Origin of the sequence: Bradyrhizobium neotropicale, assembly GCF_001641695.1 — a bacterium.
GTDB lineage: Bacteria > Pseudomonadota > Alphaproteobacteria > Rhizobiales > Xanthobacteraceae > Bradyrhizobium > Bradyrhizobium neotropicale.
On sequence record NZ_LSEF01000026.1, the window covers coordinates 39,207 to 63,241 of the forward strand.

Below are 24,035 nucleotides of genomic sequence, written 5' to 3' on the forward strand. Positions count from 1 at the left end.
TCCCGACTGAGCAACCGAGGTGGTGCTGAAAACGCTGCGCCCGAGAGAATTCCGGCTCGGTGCACCTGACCTCCTCTTTCTGCGGCCTGCACCGGGCGTGGGCTTCGCCATTCCGGGAGGCCCTTTTGCCACGGCGGCCCGATGCCGCACGCTTTATGAGAGCAACGACGTTCGAAAGGTGAGCTCCGAAGAGATTCGGCCTCTCTGTCGGCCTCGGGATCAGTGAACGTGCAAGCGACTTAGAGCACCCCAGCATTCGACAAGAATGTCGTAATGGCCTTTGCTGCGCCCGCGGGGTTTTCCAATTGAAGGGCGTAGTGCCCCTCGACGTCCACCACATGCGCGTTTCGCCAGAAGCGTGCGATTTCATCGGCTTGTTCGCGCGTAAGCGCGGCGCCCAGGCTGGCCCGCAAGATCAGGACGGGACATTCTACCCGTGCCGCGTAGGGACGCAGATTATAGCTCAGGTGCACAAGCCCCTGCGCGACTCGAATCTTGTCATACCGCGGGATCAACCGACCATCGTCGGTATGCACATAGTTATGCTCAATTCGATGATGGAGCGCGGCATCCGGATCGTGGGTGAAAGGCTTTATCGGCCTCATGAAGGCATAGGCCTCCTCCTTCGATCCGAACTCATCAGGATGGCTTATCGTGCCGTACGCGCCTTCGAGGACACTTCGCGCACTGTCGCGCGTACCATAAAAGTTGCTGAGATGAGGGCCGGCAATCAGCCCAAGGGCCGACACACGCTGCGGATATCGGGCCGCGAATACCTGAGCAACACGCCCTCCGAGGGAATGCCCGACAAGGACCGCACGATCGATTCCCAATTCCTGCATGAAGATCACGAGGTCTTCGGCGTATTCTTGCGCCGAATAGTCGCCGTCGACCTTGTCGGTACGACCATGCCCGCGTTGGTCGGGAGCGTAGATGTGAAACCGATCCCCCATCGCTTCCGCCATGAATTCCCACATCCGGCCATAGCCAAGGGAGGGATGGAGGAATATCAGCGTCGGTTGCTGTCCCGGCCACTCGTGGTAGTGCATTTCAAGTCCATTCGGGAGCTTGACAGCATCTTGTCGAAAACGACGCGGCATTTGACATCCTCCACTCGCACGGACTTCGCCCACCTCGCGGGCGGGCGAGAGTCGCCTCGCCACGTGATCACGTGTCCGTCGAGATGACGGACCCGTCACTCAGCTTTCACCATCCGGAAGTGCGAGAAGCACGAAGGCCATGCGGCATGGCTTGCCCGATCGATTTGACCAGCTATGGCTTGTTGCGCGCTGAATCAGGACATCGCCGGCGCGCATGAGCGTCTCACCATTGTCCATCATGGCGAAGATCTCGCCCTCCAGCACGATCGCGTAGTCGAGAGAATGGGTCTTGTGAAACCAGAAATGCCGACCGGGCCGCTCTCCAAGAACCTCATTTTTGGCGAGGAATTCAGCGAGCCGAGCGGTGTCGATCTCTTCATCCGGCGGAAAGTCGGCGATCCTCAGCAACGAGCCGCCTTCGGAGTGAAACCCGAAGGAGTGACCAGCAGGCGCCGGATCGTCTCCAGGTGCTGCGGCTAAGCCCGTGGCCCAAAGAACCTGCGCCACCGACGCAAAACTCGTTATCGTGACATTCGGCGTGGGCCCATCCGACAAGATCATGGAGCGCCCGTGGCTGTCTTCTCCGGTTACGATCCGTCGCACCGGCTTGTATTTGCGTTCTGCCGCACGCCCGACGGTTTTTTCGTCCTTCAAATCGCTCATTGGATGTGACCCCTCGATGGATGGCGAGTGCCAATTACAATACAATACGTTTCGTATTGTCAATAGACGCCGCGGTCGAAAATCCGTCCAAGCACCTTTCGAGCTGAGTCCGACGGAGGCTGAAGCCAGACAACGAATGACGGTTGAACTTGACGTCCAGCTTCACGTCCGGATAGCGCTGTAATCACCGACAGCGGGTGCCGCTTCCAAGATCGGAACGCGGCTGATAGGTTTGCAGAAAAACAGATGCGAAGGAGGAAACCATGGAAGGGCCGGACGAGAACGACATCGCGCCTGCAGTGCTGGCGATCGGGCGCCCCGTTTTCCCGCAAGCCCTGATCGATACATTGCGACGCATCGCGGGCGTCGGTCACTGCATGGTCTTCACGTTCGACGAGCGGACGGCACGCTGCCTTCTTGATATCGGCAATATTCCGACCGGGCCCGATCTCGGTGCTGCCTATTCAAGCCACTTCCATCTCACTGATCCAAACCGCGATGTGATCTTTCGCGAACGGGCGAGCGCCTCGCCGATCGTGCTGCCGACCTTTGCGCGCCGGATGTACAGCGCAAGATACGCCAAGATCTTCTTCGAGGATGCTGATATTGTCGACAAGTTCGCGACGGCGATCTGGGTCGAGCACACCTGTTTCTATGCGAACTTCTACCGAACGACATCGCAGGGCCGATTCAACTCCGAGCAGGTCGCGCGGCTGAACAGGATCGCGCCTGGCGTTGGCGCCGCAGTGGCGCGTCATTTTCAGGCCCAGATCGCGCCGAATCACAATCCTTTCCGTAAGCTTGAACTTCTGTTCTCAACGAGCGCCCCGCTGACACGCTTGACGCGCCGCGAAAGAGAAGTGTGCCTGCGCATTCTTTCGGGCTTCAGTTCTGAGGCGATTTCTGCCGATTTGGCCATCAGCCTACAGTCGGCGTTGACTTATCGGAAGCGTGCCTACAGGAAGCTAGGCATTGTCTCTCAAAACGAACTCTTCGCAATTGTATTGCGCCTGCTTGCCTCGCCGCATGGCCTGAATTGACTGAAGTCCTCTAACTCGCGCGTGGCCGGCCCAGCACAGATAGCCAGATTAGATGTCGACCGAGATGACTGTACCGACTGCCCTCGGTTTGCAGCGCTTGCGCGAACTAACCTTCCGGGACGAAACCGGCAGACGGCGCCGCAAGTAAAGGCTTGACGACGCGCCCGTTCGGCTCAACTCGTCGAGTCTCAGTATGGGCATTTCGGCCGAACGAGGTGGTATCCCGCCTGCCGCAGGCTGGATAGTCTCATCCAACGAAACTAAAATCGCGCCATGCCCGAAAATGAGCTTGAGTGGTCACCAGAGCTGATCCATCCCAAGAACGTCGCCGGGACGGCGCTGCTGGGTAAGGCCTGCGACATTCTCGAGTTGATCGGCAGATCACCGGGCCTGCTGGATCAGGTGCATCTCGCCGAGCAGACGGGTATCCCCAGGGCAACGCGATACCGCATTCTTGCGGCGCCGATCTCGCGCGGACTGATCCGGGCCGACCCCCGCACGCAAGCGTACACGCTCGGCTTCAACTTCCTCGATCTCGCGTAGAACGCCTGGTCATCATCGGATCTGGCATCGATCGCGACCTTGGAATTGAGGCGATTGCGCGATCTGACCGGTGAGACCGCCTATCTTGCAGTTCAAGAAGGTCATCACGTTCTGTCCCTCGGCCGCTTCGAGAGTGCACATTCCGAGCGATCCAGCGCCAGGCTCGGCGCGCTAAAACCGATGCACTGCACGAGTCAGGGCAAAGCGATCCTCGCTCATCTATCCGACGCGCAGGTCGAACTTGCGCTGCGCGATGGCCTCGGAAATTCACTGACAAGACGATCTGCGATCCCGAGCAGTTGAAGGCCCATCTCACCATTGTCCGCGCTCGAGGCTACGCGATCGATGACGAAGAGATTATCCTCGGCACTCGCTGCGTCGGAACGGCCATTCTTGATCCTTCCGGAAAGCCGCTCGCGGCCGGTGGACGGCCGCTGAGCCAGAACCTGCCTGGCCAACCTTCCGCCATGGGCAAAGCGCAGAAGAGCCTGCTGCGGAACTTTGCTAGCCTCAGCCGATCCTGGCTAGGTTGGAAGACTACTCTGCGGATCGCGCACACAGGGCGGGTAGATTCTCGCTCCCTTGGCGGTCCCGTCGAACGCCGCGCCCCCGGCAGATAGCTTGCACCCATCCCCCCTGCGCGTCTGACTGGGAGGGGCCTTGGCCGTGCTCATGTCCGTTGCCAAATAAAGGCAAAACCACATAGTATTGTATCATCGCATTTGTTCGATCAGAATCAGGACTTCCTTGGGTGAAAGCTTCCAAAGTTCAGCGCGTGCCCGTCACGGCTGCCCCGATTCGACAGCAAGTCGCAAGCAACCTTCGTACGGCGATCATTGATGGTCGATTTCAACCGGGGGAGAGGTTGAAAGAAAGCGAGCTGTGCGCATGGACCGGTGTCAGTAGAACGGCCGTGCGCGAGGCCCTGCGACAGCTCGAGGCAGAAGGGATCGTCGACAATATTCCCAATCAAGGTCCCGTCGTGGCTCGGGTGTCGCCCGACGAGGCACGGCAGCACTATGAGGTCCGGGCTATGTTGGAAGGGCTGACCGCGAGGACGGCCGCCGAGAAGATTTCGGAAGGTCAGATCAAGGACTTGCAGAAGCTCAAGCGGGAATTGGACCGCGCCTTCAAGTCCGGCAGCATCGCCAAGGTGCTTGCGTGCAAGAACGAGCTCGACGAATTCCTGATGAGCGTTTCGTCGAACAGCGTCATCAAGGGCTTCGTCAGCGTCATTCGCGCGCGATTGAGCTATCTTCGTCCGATCGTCCTGGCGCAGCCCGAACGCCTGAAAGAGAATGCCATCGAGGTCCATGGGATCATCGACGCCATCATGGCCCGGAAGCCTCAGGCGGCCTGGCAAGCCGCCGTAAACCACGTCAACATGGGTGCAAAGGCGACGCTCAAAGTGCTTGAGCAGCTCGAGGCCGCGGCGGCACACCAGGCTGCGCTGGATGCCGAGGCCGCGCTTCGGGCAAAACGCCCGCGAGGACGGCCCAGGCGCGACGCGATGCCGAATAATCCCGTGGGGCGCGTAACAGCTTAGGCAATGATCTCAAGCCAGTTCGTGTGCCGGCCTGCTAGCCGCCATCGGCGCTGAGGCCGTTGTCGCGCACCACCTGTCCCCAGATCTGGGACTGCTCCGTAAAGAATTTTCGCATGTAGTCCGGATCGCTGGCGACGATCGTCAAACCCATCGCGTTTATCCTTTCCGTGACGTTTTCCTCCCTCAGCACGGCGCTCATCTCGGCGCGGAAACGCTCGATCATCGGCTTTGGCGTCTTTCCTGGCGCATACAGTCCCCACCATGGCGTCGCAACCAGATCGGGAAACCCGCTTTCCACGAGCGTCGGCACATCGGGCAGGGTCGGGTGCCGTGTCGAGCCAGTTTGGGCGAGCGGGCGTAGCAGCTTGGCCTCGACCTGGCTGTTGAGCACCGTGGTTGCTGCGATGATCAGGTCGATATGTCCGGCGATCGCGTCGTTGACGGCAGGAGCGGCCCCCTTATAGGCCACGTGCACCCACTGCGCGCCGGAGCGTTTGGCAAGAAGCAGCATGGTCAGGTGGCCAAGGCTCGCAGTGCCGGCCGACGCAAATCCGAATCCGCCCGGCTTCGCCTTCGACGCCGCGATCAGCTCGGCCAGCGTCTGATACGGCCGTGAAGGCTGGCAGGCGATGATGTTCGGCGCCGTGCCCACGAGCATCACCGGATCGAGGTCCGTCTCGGAATTGTACGGCAGGCTCGGTTGCGTCACCGGATTGGTGGCGTGGGTATCGAACACGAACAGCCAGGTGCGGCCGTCCGGCGGCGATTTTGCGACCGCCGCGGCGCCGATGCTGCCCGCGGCTCCCGCACGGTTCTCGATGATGATCGTGGTGCCCAGCCGCTGCTGCAAGCCCGGCTGGACCAGCCTCGCGATCGCATCAAGCGTTCCACCGGCCGGAAACGGCACGATGAATTTCATCTGGCCTGCGGGCCATTCCTGGGCTCTGGCTGCGAACGGCGCGGCGAGCGCTGCCGCGACGACAGCACGTCGAGTGAGCTTTCCCATGCGTCTCTCCCCGGATTATTATCAAGAGCAGTGTGTCCGGCCGAGGCCTGCTCGGGTCGCGGCCGAACCGAAGACGACCACCGGAAAGCAAGTCCGATCGCCGCCATCCATGATCGTTATCGTCGCGCGAATGTCGCGATCGACCCGGCAACCGGTCGTCCACGATGCCAGACGGCCGAGATCTTGTGGGCGTTGGCGATGTCGACCGAAGGATCGGCATCGAGCACGACGAGATCGGCGAGCTTGCCCGCCTGCAACACGCCACGGTCCTCCACCTTGAGCAGCTTCGCAGCGCCACTGGTCGCAATCGTCAACGCCTCCAGCGGCGTGAGACCGGCCTCGACCATGAGATCGAGCTCGCGGTGCTCGGCAACGCCGGGGAAGCGGAGGCCTACGCCGGAATCGGATCCGAACCCGATATTGATGCCGGCGCGATAGAGCGTCATCAGGTTCTTCTGGTTCATCGCCAGTGCCTTCCGGGCGCGCTCCGATCCGGGAGCATCATGAACCTTCTGCTGCCACGCCGGATCTTCCAGCTGCGTCTTGACGGCAGGATCGAGCCCCCTGTTCACGAACGGATCGGCGGTGACCTGCGGCTTGTCCGCAAAGATGAAATTGGAATCGTCGAGCGCCAGGGTTGGCACATACCAGGCAGCGCCCGTCTTCATGAGGTCGATCGTTGGTGGATCGATCTCCTTGTCCCGGATGCCATGGGCCAGGATATCCGCGCCGGCCTTCAAGGCCGCCTGGGCATCTTCCAGATCATTGATGTGGAAGGCAACGCGAAGCTTGTTGTTGTGGGCCTCGTCGACGGCAGCCGTGTAGACTTCGGGCTTGACCTTGACCGGCAGCAGCTTACCGAAATCGTCGAGCCAGATCTTGATCAGGTCGGTCTTGCGCCCCGCCATCTCCCGCACGGCCTCCCGCGCCGCCTCCGGCGTATCCGGGTGGTAGATCTGGCTCGGACCGACCGGGACGATCGCCACCGGTGGCGCGCCCATGGCGACGCCAATGCCGCGGTCGGCACCGAAAATATCCGCGCCGGGCACGTTGCCCGCATGCAGCTCGGCGCGCAGGTCGTAGAACTCCGGCGCGTTCAAGCCTAACGACGTGATCGTGGTGACGCCGTAGGCTTCCCATTGCCGAAGTTGCGACAGGATGTAGTCGCGATTGTAGTTATCGGGACTCACTTTGAGTCCCCGGACGATTCCGATGTGGGAATGGTCGGAGATCATGCCGGGCATGATCGTCTTGCCCTTGAGGTCAATGACCTCCGCCCCGGCCGGCGCTTTCACCGACTTCGCATCGCCAACCGCCGAGATGCGACCGTCCTCGATGACGAGAATGGAATCCGCGACCGGCTTGCCACCCAGTCCGTCGATCAGCGTGGCGCCCGTCAGGACAACGGGCTTTGAGACGTCCTTGTTTTGCGCCTGAGCGGGTACGGACAGAAACAGGCCCGAAATGGCCAAGGCAACGGCCGATGCGGCTCTCATGATGGGTTCCACTCCCTGTTTGGCGCCGCCTGGTTGATCCAAGCGGTCATTAATTTTGATCGTATCTAATACCGATATTTGGCAATTGATCCTGGCGCGTCGCGCCAGGATCACGGCGTTCGGACAGCCTATCTGAGAACGAATGGATAGGGCTCGTCGCCGCTGCTCATCCAGACGGTCTTGGTCTGCATGTATTCATTGATGGCTTCCATGCCGTTCTCGCGGCCGAGGCCGCTGCGCTTGTAGCCGCCGAAAGGAGCCATGTAGCTCACCATGCGGTAGGTGTTGACCCACACCATGCCCGCCTTCAGCCGGTCGGCCATCACATGAGCCCGCTTCATGTTCTGCGTCCAGACGCCGGCTGCAAGGCCGAACAGGATATCGTTGCCGATCTCGATGGCGTCTTCCTCGTCGCGGAACGGGATCACGGAGAGAATCGGACCGAACACCTCTTCCTGCGCAATCCTCATGTTATTCCTGACGCCGGTGAACACTGTGGGCTCGACGAATAGACCCTTGCCGCATTCCGGCCGGCGGGCGCGATCGCCCCCCAGGGCCAGATGCGCTCCGTCCTTCCTGGCAATCTCCATATAGGCGAGCACCTTGTCGAACTGCGGCAGGTTGGCGACGGGCCCGACCTGGGTATCGTCGCGCATGGGGTCGCCCATCTTGATCGTGGCGGCCGCCTTCAGGAGCTTTTCGACGAAGGCGTCGTGAACCGATTCCTGTACCAGCATCCGGGATCCGGCGATGCACGCCTGCCCGACGGCCGCGAAGATCCCGGCAATGGCACCGTTGACCGCATTGTCGAGATTGGCGTCGTCGAACACGATGTTGGGAGACTTGCCGCCCAGTTCGAGGCTGACCCGTTTCAGGCCACGCGCGGCGCCCTCGTAGATCTTCTGGCCCGTGGCGTCGGAGCCGGTGAAGGCGACCTTGGCGACCTGTGGATGCTCGACGAGCGCCGGTCCAACCTCGTTGCCGAAGCCGGTGACGACGTTGATGACACCGGGCGGGAAGCCCGCCTCCTCCACCAGCGCCATCATCTCGAGCAGTGATGCCGAGGTGAATTCGGAGGGTTTGAGCACCACGGTATTTCCCGCCGCGAGCGCCGGAGCGAGCTTCCACGCAACCAGCATCAACGGCGAATTCCAGGGGATGATTCCGACCACGACCCCCACCGGCTCGTGCTTTGTGTAGGTGAACATGTTGGGCTTGTCGATCGGGATGACCGAGCCCTGAATCTTGTCGGCGAGGCCGCCGAAGTAATAATACCACTGTGGAATGTGGTTGAGCTGGCCGCGCATCTCGCTGATCAGCTTGCCGTTATCCTTCACCTCGATCTCGGCCAGCCGCTCCGCATTGGCCGCGATGAGATCGCCCAGCCTGCGCATCAGAGCGCCGCGCTGGGTGGCATTGAGCTTCGGCCACGGGCCGACATGCATCGCGCGATGCGCGGCCTGAACCGCGCGCGCAGCGTCCTCGGCATTGCCGCGCGGGATCAGAGCCCACGGCTCGGCGGTGTAGGGATTGAGAGTCTCGAACCACTCGCCCGAGGCTGGATCCTCCCACTTCCCCCCGATGTACATCTGATACTTCTTCATGGCACCTCGTCGCCGGCAAATAAATTAATAAGTTTCGTATTATCGTATTAGTTATTTTTTATGATCGTCAAGCGATTTCGAAAACGGGCTGCCTATGGTCTGAGGCACAAGCCGCCGGTTTGACAAATATGCGCGTATCATAATACGGTATTACATATTTTATAGCAGGGCGGATGACAAAGCTCTGCAGGCTGGGGAGCAGGAATGACGAGGAACGTAGCCACCGACATCGCCGTCGCACTCAAGAGTGCCGGAGTCGAAAATTTCTTTCTCCTGACCGGCGGCGACCAGCCTTTGTGGATCGCGCTTCGCGATGCCGGCATCCGCATGGTGGTGGCACGCAGCGAAGCCAGCGCGGTCTACATGGCCGACGGCTATGCCCGCGCGAGCGGCCGCGTGGCGCCCGCCTACGGACAGGCCGGACCGGGTGCGGCAAACGTCGCAGCGGCGCTGGCTGACGCGGTCTGGGCGCAATCTCCGGTCTTTGCGTTAACCGGCGCGACGGCAACGCACGCGCTGCACATGAACGAGTATCAGGACCTCGACCAGCACGTGATCTTCCAGCCGGTCACCAAATGGAACGGCGCCGTCGCCGCGCCCGAGATGACCGGCGGCCTCGTGTCGCAGGCGCTGCAGATCGCGGCGACGCCGACCTGCGGGCCGACACATCTCGACGTGCCGAAGAATTTCTTCGCCATGCCGGGCGCCTCGCAGATCCTGAATCCGCCCGACCAGCGTCCTGGCAATGCGGCAAACGGGGCAGCGCCACATGAGTCTGACCTCGCTGCGGCGATGGATCTGCTCAGGAAGGCGAAGCGCCCGGTCCTGTTCGTGGGAGAAGGCGTGAGACTGGCAGGCGCGTGGGCGGAGCTCGCCCTCCTGTCGGACCTCGCCGGCATCCCGCTCGTGGCGACGGCCGGCGGCAAACCCGCCATTCTGACTTCGCATCCGAACTTCTGCGGCATCGTCGGCCGCTATTCGTCCGTGACCGCCAACAGCCTCGCGGCCGAGGCCGATTGCGTCTTGGCGCTCGGCACCCGGCTGGGTGGCCTCGCGACCAATGGCTACACCCTGCCCGACCGGCACGCGACCGTGATCCAGATCGATCACGACCCCGTCGCTCTCATCAATACCTACGCGCCTCGTCTCGGAATTCGCGCCGACATCAAGATCTTCCTCACGGATCTGCTCAACCTCGCCAAGCGCGAGAGCGTCAAGGCCGCGCCCGATTGGCTCGCGCGCTGCCGCGCCGATGCCGGCAAATGGACCGCACGCCACCGCGATCTGACGGCCGCGGCGTCCGGCAATGCCGTGCTTTCGCCGCTTTCGGTTCTTGACGAGCTCTCCCGCTATGCCGGCGAGATCACCCTCGTCGCGGACACCGGCTACATGGCGGCCTGGAGCGGGGTCCTGTATCCGATCCTGCGTTACGACTCGTTCTTCCGTGCGGTGGGATCGCTCGGCTGGGCGCTGCCCGCCTCGCTCGGCGTTCAGATGGCGCGAGCCGAAAAGGTGGTGTGCGTGACCGGTGACGGCGGCGCCGGCTATCATCTGGCCGACATCGAGACGGCGGTCCGATACCGGCTGCCCGTCGTCATCATCGTCATGAACAACAGCGCGCTGGCTTTCGAGTACCATGAGCAGAAATATCGCTGGAACGGAAACGTGGTCGCGCAGGCCAACGACTTCGGGCGGGTCGACTTTGCCGCCGCCGGTATCGCGCTCGGCGCCAGAGGGGCGCGCGCGACCAATCGCGAGGAACTCGCAACAGCGATAGCGACGGCGATGAAGGCATCCGATCCGTTCATCATCGACGTCGTGATCGACAAGGAAGCGTTTCCGCCCGTAACCAATTTCGATGCGGTGATTGAGCGGGAGCTCTAGATGCCCACGCAACCGCGCTCATGAACGATGTCGAACGCAACAATGGACTGAACGCGCTGTACTGACTGCACTCAACTCAAAAAACAAATCCGGGTGGAAATCATGAAAACTCGCCGCGCTGTCGTTGCAGGCGCCGCGCTCGGCATCTTGCCGCTCGCAGCGCCGTCCGTCGTCCGGGCCGAGAAGGCCACGATCCGCTGGCGCCTTGCCTCCAGCTATCCCAAGAACCTCGACACGATCCACGGCATCGCCGTTCGTCTCGCAAAGCACGTCGCCGAGATGACCGAGGGCGGCCTGCAAATCCAGGTGTTTGGTCCCGGCGAGATCGCGCCCGGCCTGCAGGTGCTCGATGCCGTGCAGAACGAAACGGTCGAGATGGGACACACGGCGTCGATCTACTACAGCGGCAAAAATCGGGCCTTCGCGATCGACACTGGACTGCCGTTCGGCATGACACCGCGCCAGCACCTGTCATGGATGTATCGCGGTGGCGGGCTCGAGCTGTTCAGGGAGTTCTTCAAGGCTTACGGCATCGTGAATTTTCCCGGCGGCAGCACGGGCGTTCAGATGGGCGGCTGGTTTCGCCGCGAAGTCAACACTCTCGATGATCTCAAGGGCCTCAAGATGCGCATCCCCGGAATTTCCGGCGATGTCGTCGCCAGACTCGGCGTCGTCCCCCAGAACATTGCCGGCGGCGACACCTATCCGGCGCTGGAACGCGGCACGATCGACGCCGTCGAATGGGTCGGCCCATACGATGATGAGAAGCTCGGCTTCAACAAGGTCGCCAAATACTACTACTACCCCGGCTGGTGGGATTGCACCGGTCAGTTGGCCTTCTATGTCGGCGTCAGGGCATGGTCTGCGCTGCCGGCGCACTACCAGCGCGCGTTCGAAGTGGCAGCCGCGGAAGCCTCTTGGGACATGCTCGCGCACTACGACTCAAGCAACATGGCTCCGCTGCGCCGGCTGATCGCGGGCGGTACCGAGCTCAGGCCGTTCTCGCGCGAGATCATGGAAGGCGGATACCGTGCGGCCTTCGGCCTCTACGGCGAGGAAGCCGAGAAGAATCCCGAATTCCGCAAGATCTACCGCGAGTGGCTCAAATTTCGCGATGATATTGTGACATGGTTCAGGGTGGCGGAGGCCACCTTCGAATCCAATCTTTACAGTCTGTACAAGACTTGAGCGGCCGATCTCTCTCGATAGAGCGGCAAATAAGACGGCCCGCTCCCCTCGAAGATCTCTTTCTCGGTTCGGGGCAAAGGGCCAATCCACACGCGGTTGGAACGGTGCGACGCGTGGCTGTTCTCCGGCGGCTACCGGGCTGAAATAGGCGACGCTGTACCGGCGGAGTTTGACCTTCACATGGATCAGTGCGCCCACCCCGCCCCGCCCTCCGGCAAAGAAATGAAGGGATTGATCTCGAAGCTCTCCACCTCATCGCCCTGCGCCGCCATGAAGCGCGAAAGGGCTGCGATGGCATTTGGCAAGCGCATCGAGATCGACCTTGGGCTGTCCGCGCGCGCCGTCAGGGATCGGAAAGGCCTTGATCGACCGGATCATGTCGAGCGCGGTCTCATGGCTCACTGGCGCGCAGCGCAGAACCGTATCCTTCTTCCGTGTAGATGCCGCCGAGCCCAAACATCACGACGGGCCGAAGATGGGATCGCGGTGCGCGCCGATGATGGTCTGAACGCCGCCGCCCACCATTTTGGCGACGGTCACGCCGGGTTGAGCGGTCCTTCGAAAGGATCAAGTAACGCCGTCGGACGGCGATGGCTACGACAAACTTGCCACCAACCCACTTGGCCGTTGTCCAGCTGGCGTTAATCGGGCTATGGCCGCGCGCCAATGCAGCCATGCCGCAGCTATTCTTCTACTGGCAAAAGAATGGTCAGCTTCAGTTCGGACCGGCTTGCAAGATCAAATGTCACCTGCTCATAGCTGAGAAAGCCGTCTTGCGGATGATTGAAGGTCCGCGTACCACCCTCGCGAGACAGCACGCTCTGCTCGTCCCATAGACTTGCGAACAAGGGACTGTTCACCCGAAGCTCTTCGGTAAGGGCTTGGAGATTAGTCTCGTCCTCCAGATGGGTTCCGACATTGGCGCGGAACTCTGCAACGACGCGGCGAGCGCGAACCAGCCGAAGCGATGATCGTGCTCGTTGCCATCGAAGTCCGCGGCGATACCGCGGAGCGCCATATAGGCGCTGCCCAACGGATCAATTCGCGAGCGGCGGCGGCGTCCGTTTCCACCTCAGAAACTCTTTGTGGTCGCGATGTCTGAAATCGCCTCACGTCCTTGGGAGGGTTCCTGACGAACGGGGGCCTCTCCTCTAGGAATAGCTCGTCGGTGCGAGGCCAGCCCAAGTGACGGCAGTGAAAGACTAACCGGGCCGGCATAGAGAGGCAGGCATGCCATTTGCTGCGTATTAAAGAGAAGGCGTGAAACAGCCGATGGATACCATCGAGCTGATCTCTCAATGAGCGATGATGATTCTCGATTGCCTTGCTGCCGCTTTCTCCCTGCCTCGACATACATCTTCGCAGTGAAGCCATCTCTTGCGGCTGGTCTGCGCATGATTCTCTTATGATCCGATCAATGCGGGTCGGTTCTCGGCTCCGAGATCAGCGGCGCGCCCCCAATGGAAACCGGCCCTTCTGGCTTAGAGGGCTGGACGAGCCTCTTGGCCGGCTTCGAAACGGCCTGTGCTGGCGGCGGAGGAGGAGCCGGAGGAAGAGACGCAGGTGCGGCGGAATTCTGTAAAGATTCGATTCTTGAGCTCAGCGCTGCGATTTGATCCGATATTCGTTGTAACTCGGCTTGCTGCGCACCTATGTTGCGGTTGAGTTCCGCGATCGTCTCGCTTGCCTCCTGTTGCCCTGACCGAATCTCCGAAAGCGTCGCCCTGTCCTCAGGTGAGAAGGCTGGCATTGGGGCCACCTCACGCGACGCCGGTTTCTCGATGAACTTTTCGATGTCGATCCCAAAATAGGCTCCGCCGACGCACAGCCCGATTGCGACTATCAGCGCAAAAGCCCACAGGAAGCGTCTTGATGATCTGTGCAAGGCGGGCGGCAACTCCGAGCCGTTCGCTTGATCAATCACATTCATCGTCTTTCGCTCGCGTTTCCGATCGGTACTGGCTCTCGTTGACGCGAATAACGGACGACGGTCAAGAGGCGCAGCGAACTGGCTCAACAGCTATTCGCACTGGAGAGATCCAAAACATCATGCAATTTTCAGAACTCCCATACAGAGCCATTCAAGCCCACGATGCTTTTCCCCGCAAAACCCGATGCAGCGCACGAATGCTGCACGGCGAGCGCAAAAACGCACGATGCGAGCGCAACGACAAGTCTAGTTTTTCGCCGTTCAAATAGCGGGCATCGTGCGTGTGGGGGGAATGCGAGGCGCAGCTTGAGAGATAATCTGAGCATGTCTACAGAATGCGTGCGCAGTTAGGTACCTTGCTGCCAAGGACATCACACGCAAGAGCGCGTCGCCACTTTTCATGAGGTTGTTTGCGCGTTTCCGCGCCTTGGGCAGCGCGTTCCGTGCTAAGGTCTGCCACGAGATAAAGCTGCCTCCTAGTCGTCGAACGACTGAGAATACAATCGCGCCATCAGGTACAGGCTCCGGTTGTTCAACACGAGACTGGTCACCCGGTCCAGGACGCCGAGCATCGAACAAGAGATGAGCCTAGGTCGCATTCAGAAGCCGCTCACAAACCTTGGCTCGAGCGCTTAGTTTCGACCCCAATCGCTCTATGATGGCATTGTCTAACCCTTCTCTTTCCGCGCGCGCGCGGATAGCGGTCACGAGATCAGGGATCTGATCCGCCATAGAAATCAGGCCTGCAATAAGTTTGTCCGCATCAACGCGCGTTTCGCGAGCAAATTTTTGCCATTGTCGCAAGCCGATTTGTTCGAGCTTGTATTCCCCTGCTACCTTCATTGCGAGCTTGATCTTGCGTATGTCGACATCATCGTATGGCAAAATGCTGGCTACGTCATAGAGTGGCGCAAGACGCACATGAGGGCCGCTGGCCAGAAGCAGAGAGTAGTTTTTGGCATGCGCGTCGGGGCCTCCAATAAGCCAATTGAATCCCAGGGCGTTGACGAATGTTTCAATATCCGCCTCACGGTGTGTCGAGTAGGTACGCAAGAGCTCGATTATATCGACCGGCGTGGGCCCGCCTTCGTTTTGATATTTTTTGGTCGGCAGCACGCCCATTGCCTGGCAGACATCTTCCTGGTGGACCCGAATGATGTCGTTCCCGCTCGGTTGGCGGTCATAACGCTCAATCACGATCGCGACTTCATTTTCGAACCGCATCACTTTGGTTTCTGCAACCGGTAGCCCAAGACTGCGCGCAAGTACGAGACAGACATGCTCGTTCTCGGCGTGACCATCGAAATGGCCGGTCGGGGGTTTGAGGATATGTGTGGTCGGAATGCGCCCCGATGGAAGGCCCCAACGGCCTTTCTTCTGAAGAAGCGCCGTCTTCGGCTGTGCGCCGGCTAGACTGAATTGACCCGTATCGCGCGGCAGACGCCAAGCCGCGTGATCCTCACGCAAGGCCTGAAGCCGCTTTGCGATGTCCGACTCGTCTAGCCATTCGACCTTGTCGTCTCGTCCTGCTTTGAGAGCCTCTAAACGATCAGGCGTGACGAATTGAACGGCTCCTGCGCAATCCTCGCCGACATGGGCGATGAGAGCGAAGACATTGCGGGCCGATACCTGGAATTTCTTGGCCCAACGATCGAGCACACGCTCATTGTCCGGCAGAAGTCCCCAGAGAAACGCCTGTACGGCGGCCGGACCATGCTCTTCAGCGGCGAGCGGCATTGAGAGCGAGAGGGGGTAAGCATCCTGCGCGGTACGCCAGTCGCTGTCGTAGACAAAGGTCAGTCGGCCGCGTGTATCGTTTCGCACGCGGCCAACTTCGTTACCATCCAGGAGGGCGACAAGTTCGTTTGTCATGTTTTGCTCTTTTTCGCCTTGGCGACAATAGCATTGATGTCAACGGCGGTCGGTGCCGGGCCGCGGCTCGTCTTCAGTTCGGGGTTAGCGTTCAACGGAATGCCGAGAGCATCCAATGCCCGAAGCACAAGCGCCAATTCGGCGCGCGGATGGCCATGCTCAATCTCGATGACCCATTGACGGCTGACGCCGATACGTTTGGCAAGGGTCGACTGGTCGAGTTTGAGCCGTTTGCGCCGGTCGCGAATAACGGCGCCGAGATCGGCGGGTGTGCGGATGAGCATGGGGAATCCATTTTTGTCAGCGTTCGCTGACATTATCAGATGTCAGCGTTCGCTGACAATCGTCAATGTCGGCGTTCGGCAACATTTACAAATGTAAACGATCGCTGGCATATAGAATTCCATCAGGCTTTTCAGGGATTTGGCGGACAGGCCCAGCAGATCGACCTGCTAACCAGGCAGGTCTCCGGCCAGCTATTCCAAGCAAAAAGCGGAGTTACTGGGCGGTAGGATGGGCGAATATGAAGTCTTGCCGTCGGGCTTCTGAGCATAGCGCGCCCGCAGACTCCCGAATTTGGACTACGAGCGAAGGACGCCCGTTCAGGTCACGATCTGCTCTACTGACGACCACGGTCTGATCTTTTTGAACCTGTCGCGAGATCGTCAGTACCTCTTCTTTGGACCCATTTACTCCAAAACAGATATCTCAACGGACTTCGCTCCTCGCGGTTTCGCTAGGTCTAGTCCCAGCCCTTCCAGGCGGCGCCGAGGCATTTCTCGCATTCAACTGATCACACGCCGCAAGGAGTGCGTCTGCGTACTGGTCCGCGGCCTGCCGCACCCACTCGATGTTGACCACAGCAAACCACGCAATCAAAGCCAGAAGGTCTATTGCGATCGCGGCCCAAACTTCGGATCTTTGGTTCGAGAATACAGCCCAAAGTGCAGTGTCGTTGAGCCCGGTCGTCTGCGCAAGGATCGCCGCTATGGAGGCAATCGCCGCAAATCCGCAAACGGCGATGCCGATTGGCCGGATACCGAGTAGATTGCGCCGGAATCCATACTGGGCGTTCTCTTTCTCTACAAGAGGAAAGCCCTTGCGGGTTTTCTCCTTGAGCCACTTCACCGCCGAACCATAGACACCATCAGCTTTCGCCACATCGGACTCTTGTTCCGCAGGCGTTGGCACTTGCCAATGGGGAACATTGTTTTTCAAAAAGTCATGATACCGCGCCAATGTCGAAGGGTCCAAAGATCCAGCATGGCGAAGCTTCAGTGTTGTGGGCCAGCCGCCCCACTGTGCGAGTAAAGCGTCTTCGATATTCTTGCCCCGAGTGCGCGCCCAAGATCCAAGCGCGTAAAGCAGGCCGCAAGAAACCGCAATCGTCAGAAGAGTTGTACCGACGTTGGAAAGAACTAGCTGCGGAAACCAAGCTAACGCGGTCATCAATGGCGGGAAGACCATCAGCAGACCGGGAAATAACCTGGCTTGCCGGGCGTAGCTGTCGAAGAAATCTGTGATGGCGACCAATCTCAATCTTCCTGTTCGTCTGGATAGGGCAGGCACTCAGCGGGACTGTAGTCATCACGTTCGGGCGCATTCTTGGACGTCCGCTTGTTCGAACCTTCGGTCGAGATGACGTGCGCGCCGCGATGGTGCATGGCCCGGACAACGGACTTGCGTGGATGGTCCTCATCGGCTTTGGCCGAGCTGATAATGGCGCTGAAGGTCGTTTTGCCGCCCTGCTGCGTCTTTCTTTCACCCAAGATTTTGTCGAGCAATTCGGTCGTAACGTTGTGGCGTCCGCCATGATGGGGAACTTGAAACCGATCGATGCCCGGTAAGGTCAATCCTGCCGAGGGCGCATAGTCGATGATCTCCTGGAGTCCGGCTCGGCCGGTATCGCCGGTAAGCAAGATTTTGCAGTCATTTAGACAGGCATATTGGACGACGCTCATTTCGTTTTCGTTGCTCGTCTCGCCTGCTGGAAAATATTCGTCACCCCAAGCGGCTCGAGCAAGCGCACTCGCCTCTTTGGCGACGCGAATGACGGCGTCGCGCGCAATCTCGAGGAGGCCCTTCTCCTCGGGAGTTTTATCAGACGAAACAACCAGATCTAGAAAGCGTGAGCGGGTCGGGGCCATGACCCGGAACGCACCAACGGCACTCCCCTGAAACGGCTCATAAATCGAGATCTTCTTGCGGAGAGCGATCTCTTCAAGCGCTGCAAGGTTTGAATAGGCTTCCCTCAGCGCCTTCTCCAATCCCTCGACTGTTGTAAAGCGTTTGAACCGAGGGAGAAGCTCTGCGGCATAGACCCAAGGACGCAACATCCAAGGCGCGCCGACCTCAAAGTCTTCCAAGACACGCTGCAGGCCTCCGGCATGATCGCCGTCGTTGTGAGTAGCGATAACGTGGTCGATCCGCTTCGGATTGCCATAGTACTTGTTTACGAAGCCGACGACCTTCTCGCCGGTTGATTGGTAGCCGCCATCTACAACATGGATGAAAGTCTGTCCGTTCAACTCATAGCGCACGCAAATGGCGTCGCCGCTGCTTTTCGCTTCAACATCCAAAAAATCAATCTCAAAGAAATTAGCCAATGCTTTCCTCTCTAACCCGGCGAACCTCTAGCGGAGGACGCTGTTCCGACAATCACTTGTAATGGCAAATGAATTACTGCTGATCCGCGAGTAAGAGGCGCGGCTAACTCGCATCCACCATCCCTACGGGAAGTCAGATGACGCTCGTGCGCCCGACGCCCTCGGACAAAATCTCTCCGGGTCAGGCCGCGCCAGTCGGTGCCGCATCCGTGTCGGATGCCTCAAATCGTCGGCATGCATAGAGCACAACAACGACTCTGGTGCGCTGGCGCTAAATCAATGCGAAGGCGATGAGGCTTGAGCAGAGCAGCGCGACTCCGGCTGCGGTAAGCCCCAGGAAGCTTCCGGAGACAAGATCATGATTGCGCATGGACGCTCTCAATTGTGGAGATGGAATAGAGCAGCGGTCGCAGCTTCGCTGGACTCACCGACCATCTGTACATCATTATTCAAAACGAACGCACAAATCCTGCTGTTGTCGGAACAGAACGCACTTTTCCATCATGTCCTCGCGATAATTCGCGGTGTTGCGGCAGGAGCGTTGTTTGGTGCCATGAGGGTGGCGCGATCTAACCGTCCGCGCTGCCGCACCCGATGAGGATCGCCAGGCCTCCGAAATTCTGACCGATGGCAACGGAATCCAGTACGGTTCGCTGAGTGGAGTTGCGCCGGGCAAAAGGTCGCAATGCAATAAACGACCCGTGAAGCCAAGGTTTTGGCTCAGTCGGCCTGCGAGCAGGGAAGTTGCCGGTCGGGCAGCCCGTGACTGGCGAGACCAAAAATCGTAGAGTGTACATCCGAATAGATGCAACTAGTACCTTGAGCAGACCCAGAGCGCCAGTATACTGCCCCAATTGATTACAGGGGGAACTTCAGTGGTATTTTCTCCTGCTTTTGGAACGTCATTTTCGATCGAAACGGATATCATAAGGGCACAGGCTGACGGCCGTGTCCTATACGAATACCTGATCCGGAATTCCGCTAGCATAGCGTTCGATCCGGTTCTGTCGATGTCGGCTGATAAGATCGCGAAGGACGCGAGCGTCGCTGATCGGCTCTACCAATTGCTCGCGACGCTATCGCGTGCCGCAGCGCCGATCACCCCGGAGCAGATCCGGATTACCATGGCGCTGGCCGGAGAGCCTCCCGCTTCGCCCGAGATAGGAGAACTCGCCCATCGCTTGCGGCTAATCCGCACAGCGCTCGTGGGCCTGTGTCTGGGTCTCGGGCTCATCGCGCTCCTCTGCCTCGGCTTTGCGGCGTTCGGCAAGATCGTCCTTGGCAAGGCCAGCGAGATTCAAAACCAACTAGCGACGCTGACCACGGACTGGGAAAAGACCGCGCTCTCGATCCAATCTACCACGCCCCCCAAGTTGGTCGCCTCCTGCGCATTGAACTCCTTGCCGAGCGACCTCGTTGATTTGACCGAAAGAACGCATGTCTTTGACCTCTGCGTGCGGACGAAAGATCTTTTCGAGCGCCGGACCAGCATCGATCATCTTCTCGGCCAATGGAACCTGACGCGCCGTCGGGCAGTCGCTTTCGATCCCATGACGCAGGTCGATGTGCTCCGGTCCGCAGCGATTCCGCCGGTCAACGCGGCGGGGGCGCACCAGACAATCGAGGGTCTCGTTGCGCTTGTTATCCCGCTCCTGTTCGGGACGCTCGGTGCCGCCGCCCACGCACTGCGCTCACTGGCGCGCACGGCGGGCCTCGGTCGAGGCACCCCGATACGCATTCTGCTGGCGATAAGCCTCGGCGCGCTGTTCGGGGCCAGCACGGGGCCGCTTCTTGGGAGCACTTCGCCTTATGCTAACGCGGCGGTCTCCTTCCTGCTCGGCTATGCTGCGCCGCAACTTTTCGCCTGGTTCGACAAGATCGTCGAGTTTGTCGCCGCGCCGTCCAGCGCCGAACGCGACTGGACGAACCTGCCGTTTCTTCGGCCCGTCAGCCGCGCCACACATTTTGGGGTTGGCGCCATACTTGCCGTTGCCTTCCTAAGCGGTTGTATGCTGCTGCCGGGAGCACCACCCCTGCCACTCTCGTTGCCAACCGGGTTGGAGACGCCGCAACCGTCGACCGCGGTGATTCCCTTCCTCACCATGATCGGCGGCGGTCTTGGCGCTTGGGTGCGAGTGAACTCAGTTATTTACTCCGCAATCACGAGTCATCCACTGGACGCCGATGCCCCTCGGGCACCAGTCGCGGTCCTGCGATACGTTACGGGCGCCTTCGGCGGTTTTATCGCTGCCTTCTGGCTCCCCAGCTCCCTGCTCGCGCAGCCTACAACGATCGCGGTCTTCAATCCTTTCCTCCTCGCCGGCTTGTCGCTCGCTGCTGGCTATGCATTCGCTCGCTTCGAGCCGATCGTGCTGGAGAGGAGCAAGAGCACTTTCGGCGCGCCAGCCGGCGCCTCGGCGGTCGAGGAAGGCGTGCGGCGCGCGCTCGCCCCGCCGCCACTGGTCAACTACAAAGGCTATCTCAACTTAATACTTCGCACGCCCGACCTCGAGCGTTGCATGGTCGGAAAGGACGCCATCCTAAAGTCGGGGCAAGGCCAATACGTGCTCGAGACATTCTTTGACGCGTTGGCGCCGGACGATGCGCTCTCGACCCGGATACACATCGACGATGGTATCGACGCCGACGAGGCTCCGTTCGACGTGGAGATCAGCGCCGACGGCTTCACTCCACGGCGCCGACGCGCTCGCATCGCGGCGCCCCGCGCGAGCCGCTCGAATGCCGAGCACCTCGCATACAGCATCGATCCCGACCTGCGACCCGATGAAGCACCCCGCTTCCGCGTGACCGTAACCCAAGCTGGGCGCGTCATCCAGTTCGCATCGCTTGGCGCCAAAATCGAGAGCTGAACATGCAGCCGACGGATCTGATCGTCACCGTCATAAAAGATGGGGCGCGTAGGTTCCTGCTTTTTAGCCAAGTTGGAGGCAAAGAGGAAAAGATCGAGCTCACAGAACGGACGACACACGCTCTTGGTGAATTGAGCAAGCACCTGCCGCAAAGCCTCCACGAATTCCACGAGCAGATTTGCAAATTCCCCAATCGGTCACACAAATCCTTTTGGAGCGAGCTCGACGCAGCCCTCTACCACCTCCGCTCGATTGGCAGCGAGTTCATTGTCAACTTGGTCGACAGGGAAACCAAACCGCGCCTCTACGACATCTTTGCGTCCGCATTTGGTATTGGAGACCGACGCCAAAACCCAGCGCGGATCAGCCTCATCGTTGAAAGCACCGATCTCGACCTTCTTAGCTTTCCTTTGGAGTTGCTGCCGATTATGGATCCAACCAACGCACTCGGACCGATTGAGCGCGTCGAGACGGACGAGCAGCTTGCGAGGGCCGTGCTCCGATTCCCGGCATTCGGCGCGATCGTTACGCGACAGATTGCGAGAGCCTTCGACGGCCGAACTGAGCTCGAGCGCTGCGCGGAAGGGCGAATGCCGATCAAGATCATCCGCAACACTGGGTTCTACCAGAAAGACAACCGGCGCACGACGTTCAGTGACGCCGAGTGGCTTGGGTCGCAGCCCCAATTCGTCGCCGAAGAGCCATGGCCGGACCATGTTATCGACGCGCCGAGCGCTGTGGCGATGCTCGGGCGCTGCCTTCACGACCCGCGCTTTACCTTGTCACGCGAGCCAGAGATGCGGGGCTACGGGGACCAGATCCAGCATTTTTCGTGTCACTGCACGCGCCACGACGATGGCAGCGAAACACTCGGCCTGCGCGATCAGGAAATGGAGGTGAAGGCGCTCGGCATAAAACTCGCGTCGCTGGGCGCTACCTTCCTCGACGCCGGAAAGCGAGAGGCAAACTCTAACGACATCGCGGGCCCGCTCATCTTCCTCAACGCCTGTGGCTCAGGAGCGATCAATCCTAAAGGTCGGCTGTCGCTCGTCGAACTCCTTCTAAATTGGACCCCAGCGCGAGCTATCGTTGCGACCGAAACTCCAGTCGATTTTCCTCTTGCCGCGCGCTTCGCGCGCCTAGTCTATGAGGGCCTTTTCGCCGGCCTGCCACTCGGGCGCGCGATGCACCGAGCGCGGTGGCGTTTCATCGATGACGAACAACTTCCTTTCGGGCTCTTCTATTCGCTTTACGGAAGTTCGGAACTAAGGTTTTAACAACTGATAAGGAGAATGGTCATGCTTGGATTTTGTCGCGATCCACTCGTTCGTGAACTCCACAAGCTCGGCTACAGTCTCATCCCGTTGCCGGAGGCGCGGACCTCCCCGGGGGACTGCTTCGCGCGACAAGGGAAGGAGCTCTTCAGGCTAGGGACACTTGCAAATCTGTTCGCAGCCGGAAAGAACCCCGAACCCGAAATCGCTCGTGACATCGAAGCAGCCGATCTCACGATTACTAAGAGCGCCACGCTCGATTCTGGACTTGGGCTCGCAATGCTCACGCAGTGGCTCGGCCAGGCCCGGGCGGAAATCTCGGGAAAGCTGAACAAGTCTGCCAAATTCTCCTTCGAGCTGAGGGACGTAAAAAAAGATGCCATCGATATCCAGCCGCTGGATGAATTCCTAGTGTCTGGGAGCCTCAATCTTGAAGGTCCGACTGTTCGCCAGATGCTCGATGGCGATGACGTCTATGTAACTACTTCTGTGTTGAAGGCGCGCTCACTCGTTGTGTCGACCTCAAAGGGCACGTTGGTCGACGGCAAAGTCGAGATGCCTGAAATCGCCGGTCTAGGTGCGTCCGGCGATGCGAGCCTCAAGATCACGACGGAAGGCGACCAGGGTCTCGTCTTCGAGGCGAACAAACCGCTGGTGTTCGGCTTTCAGGCTGTCCAGCTCTGCTTCCAGAACGGCGCCTACCGGTCGCTCCGTGTCGAGCGAAGCAAGCTGCAACTGATGAGCGGCGAAGGACTGAGCACGAGCGCGGCCGCCGCCGAAACGGGCTGGCTTTGCGACCGAATTGGATCGACGTTCCCGCGCTTCGCCGCCGCGCCGCAGACTTGAACCAATTCCCTCCGCGACAATCGTCGCGGAAGGGGATCCCGAGGCCGCTGGGCCTGGGCCTGGCCCAGCGCCTTCGCGAAGGTCCCACGTCCGATCTGGACAACCTTCGACTGTCGGAGGACGGAACAGTGATTTCCTATGTCGCACGGGAACGGCGTGATTAGCGCTGTCCTAGGGTTTGTACCTAATTAGCGAACTGTGATTCCCTCGCACCGATTGATTCGACACGGGGACTTCGATGCGCACAGGACTGTTTTGGCTCAACGACAAACAGTGGACTCGGATAAAGCCGCATCTGCCAACGAACCAGACCGGACCGGCGCGCGATGATGATCGACGCATCGTCAGCGGTATCATTCACATGCTTCAGTGCGGTGCACGCTGGCGCGATTGCCCGCCCGATTATGGTCCTTACACGACGATCTACAATCGGTTCAATCGCTGGGTAGAGTCGAGATGTGGCGCGGTGGCGGTAGGCTGAACATATCTGTTGGCCGCCTCTTTCGTCTGGCGGTGCCTTAGTGGTTCACCCTTGGCTCCGTTTCCACATCCCGCTCATCGAACCGG

21 protein-coding genes and 2 pseudogenes are annotated in these 24,035 nt (G+C 60.0%); 11 read left to right on the forward strand and 12 right to left on the reverse strand.

The window, feature by feature from the left end:
- Positions 1-239: 239 nt before the first annotated feature.
- Both AXW67_RS05310 and AXW67_RS05315 read right to left on the reverse strand, forming a co-directional pair.
- Positions 240-1,100 (reverse strand): alpha/beta fold hydrolase, encoded by an 861-nt coding sequence (locus tag AXW67_RS05310; RefSeq protein WP_063677008.1) that lies wholly within the window; start codon positions 1,098-1,100, stop codon positions 240-242.
- Between the two features lie 99 nt (positions 1,101-1,199).
- Entirely contained in the window at positions 1,200-1,763 is a 564-nt protein-coding gene (locus tag AXW67_RS05315; protein WP_063677009.1) for a cupin domain-containing protein, read from the reverse strand.
- A 263-nt stretch (positions 1,764-2,026) separates the two neighbouring features.
- Between AXW67_RS05315 and AXW67_RS05320 the strand changes: the two genes are divergently transcribed.
- From AXW67_RS05320 to AXW67_RS05330, 5 genes and pseudogenes are all read left to right on the forward strand, one after another.
- Complete coding sequence (locus AXW67_RS05320; RefSeq protein ID WP_063677010.1) at positions 2,027-2,803, forward strand: helix-turn-helix transcriptional regulator; 777 nt, start codon at positions 2,027-2,029, stop codon at positions 2,801-2,803.
- Positions 2,804-3,076: 273 nt separating this feature from the next.
- The gene (locus AXW67_RS05325; RefSeq protein ID WP_063677011.1) at positions 3,077-3,346 is read left to right on the forward strand and encodes a helix-turn-helix domain-containing protein; all 270 of its coding nucleotides are present in this window, start codon (positions 3,077-3,079) and stop codon (positions 3,344-3,346) included.
- A gap of 18 nt (positions 3,347-3,364) precedes the next feature.
- Positions 3,365-3,649: pseudogene (locus tag AXW67_RS41610) on the forward strand (IclR family transcriptional regulator domain-containing protein); the annotation flags it as partial.
- Positions 3,646-3,966, forward strand: coding sequence for an IclR family transcriptional regulator domain-containing protein (locus AXW67_RS44980; protein WP_161491227.1), 321 nt, complete (start codon positions 3,646-3,648; stop codon positions 3,964-3,966). The pseudogene AXW67_RS41610 and the gene AXW67_RS44980, both read left to right, overlap by 4 nt.
- 131 nt (positions 3,967-4,097) lie before the next feature.
- Positions 4,098-4,892 carry a GntR family transcriptional regulator gene (locus tag AXW67_RS05330; protein WP_082907789.1) on the forward strand — a complete coding sequence of 265 codons (795 nt, stop codon included), beginning with the start codon at positions 4,098-4,100 and terminating at the stop codon, positions 4,890-4,892.
- 34 nt (positions 4,893-4,926) lie between these two features.
- On the opposite strand, the gene AXW67_RS05335 is transcribed toward AXW67_RS05330, so the two are convergent.
- The 3 genes from AXW67_RS05335 to AXW67_RS05345 all read right to left on the reverse strand — a co-directional run bounded on the left by AXW67_RS05335 (position 4,927) and on the right by AXW67_RS05345 (position 8,998).
- Positions 4,927-5,898, reverse strand: coding sequence for a Bug family tripartite tricarboxylate transporter substrate binding protein (locus AXW67_RS05335; protein WP_063677013.1), 972 nt, complete (start codon positions 5,896-5,898; stop codon positions 4,927-4,929).
- A 116-nt stretch (positions 5,899-6,014) separates the two neighbouring features.
- Entirely contained in the window at positions 6,015-7,394 is a 1,380-nt protein-coding gene (locus tag AXW67_RS05340; protein ID WP_063677014.1) for an amidohydrolase family protein, read from the reverse strand.
- Positions 7,395-7,522: 128 nt separating this feature from the next.
- Positions 7,523-8,998, reverse strand: coding sequence for an aldehyde dehydrogenase (locus AXW67_RS05345; protein WP_063677015.1), 1,476 nt, complete (start codon positions 8,996-8,998; stop codon positions 7,523-7,525).
- Positions 8,999-9,202: 204 nt separating this feature from the next.
- On the opposite strand from AXW67_RS05345, the gene AXW67_RS05350 reads away from it, so the two are divergent.
- Complete coding sequence (locus AXW67_RS05350; RefSeq protein WP_063677016.1) at positions 9,203-10,882, forward strand: thiamine pyrophosphate-binding protein; 1,680 nt, start codon at positions 9,203-9,205, stop codon at positions 10,880-10,882.
- Between the two features lie 102 nt (positions 10,883-10,984).
- Positions 10,985-12,070, forward strand: coding sequence for a TRAP transporter substrate-binding protein (locus AXW67_RS05355; protein WP_063677084.1), 1,086 nt, complete (start codon positions 10,985-10,987; stop codon positions 12,068-12,070).
- A 252-nt stretch (positions 12,071-12,322) separates the two neighbouring features.
- Here AXW67_RS05355 and AXW67_RS42630 read toward each other — a convergent pair whose 3' ends face one another.
- The 7 genes from AXW67_RS42630 to AXW67_RS05385 all read right to left on the reverse strand — a co-directional run bounded on the left by AXW67_RS42630 (position 12,323) and on the right by AXW67_RS05385 (position 18,478).
- Positions 12,323-12,526: an acetate--CoA ligase family protein gene (locus AXW67_RS42630; protein WP_347336741.1), complete on the reverse strand. Its 204-nt coding sequence runs from the start codon at positions 12,524-12,526 to the stop codon at positions 12,323-12,325.
- A 227-nt stretch (positions 12,527-12,753) separates the two neighbouring features.
- Complete coding sequence (locus tag AXW67_RS42635) at positions 12,754-13,029, reverse strand: MmyB family transcriptional regulator (RefSeq protein ID WP_161491230.1); 276 nt, start codon at positions 13,027-13,029, stop codon at positions 12,754-12,756.
- A gap of 455 nt (positions 13,030-13,484) precedes the next feature.
- On the reverse strand, positions 13,485-14,000 hold the full coding sequence (locus AXW67_RS05365; protein WP_063677018.1) for a hypothetical protein: 516 nt from the start codon (positions 13,998-14,000) through the stop codon (positions 13,485-13,487).
- 588 nt (positions 14,001-14,588) lie between these two features.
- Positions 14,589-15,872 (reverse strand): type II toxin-antitoxin system HipA family toxin, encoded by a 1,284-nt coding sequence (locus AXW67_RS05370; RefSeq protein ID WP_063677019.1) that lies wholly within the window; start codon positions 15,870-15,872, stop codon positions 14,589-14,591.
- Positions 15,869-16,156, reverse strand: coding sequence for a type II toxin-antitoxin system Y4mF family antitoxin (locus AXW67_RS05375; protein ID WP_027556291.1), 288 nt, complete (start codon positions 16,154-16,156; stop codon positions 15,869-15,871). The genes AXW67_RS05370 and AXW67_RS05375 overlap by 4 nt, the downstream gene beginning before the upstream one ends.
- Before the next feature lie 424 nt (positions 16,157-16,580).
- Positions 16,581-17,405, reverse strand: a complete 825-nt coding sequence (locus tag AXW67_RS05380; RefSeq protein ID WP_063677020.1) for a hypothetical protein — start codon at positions 17,403-17,405, stop codon at positions 16,581-16,583.
- A gap of 2 nt (positions 17,406-17,407) precedes the next feature.
- Entirely contained in the window at positions 17,408-18,478 is a 1,071-nt protein-coding gene (locus AXW67_RS05385; RefSeq protein ID WP_063677021.1) for a ComEC/Rec2 family competence protein, read from the reverse strand.
- Between the two features lie 875 nt (positions 18,479-19,353).
- Between AXW67_RS05385 and AXW67_RS05390 the strand changes: the two genes are divergently transcribed.
- The 4 genes and pseudogenes from AXW67_RS05390 to AXW67_RS40195 form a co-directional block, all read left to right on the forward strand.
- Positions 19,354-21,348 (forward strand): hypothetical protein, encoded by a 1,995-nt coding sequence (locus AXW67_RS05390; protein ID WP_063677022.1) that lies wholly within the window; start codon positions 19,354-19,356, stop codon positions 21,346-21,348.
- A 2-nt stretch (positions 21,349-21,350) separates the two neighbouring features.
- Entirely contained in the window at positions 21,351-22,625 is a 1,275-nt protein-coding gene (locus AXW67_RS05395) for a CHAT domain-containing protein (protein WP_063677023.1), read from the forward strand.
- 21 nt (positions 22,626-22,646) lie between these two features.
- Entirely contained in the window at positions 22,647-23,468 is an 822-nt protein-coding gene (locus tag AXW67_RS05400) for a gasdermin (RefSeq protein ID WP_063677024.1), read from the forward strand.
- Between the two features lie 238 nt (positions 23,469-23,706).
- A pseudogene (locus tag AXW67_RS40195) lies at positions 23,707-23,913 on the forward strand (transposase); the annotation flags it as partial.
- Positions 23,914-24,035: the final 122 nt, after the last annotated feature.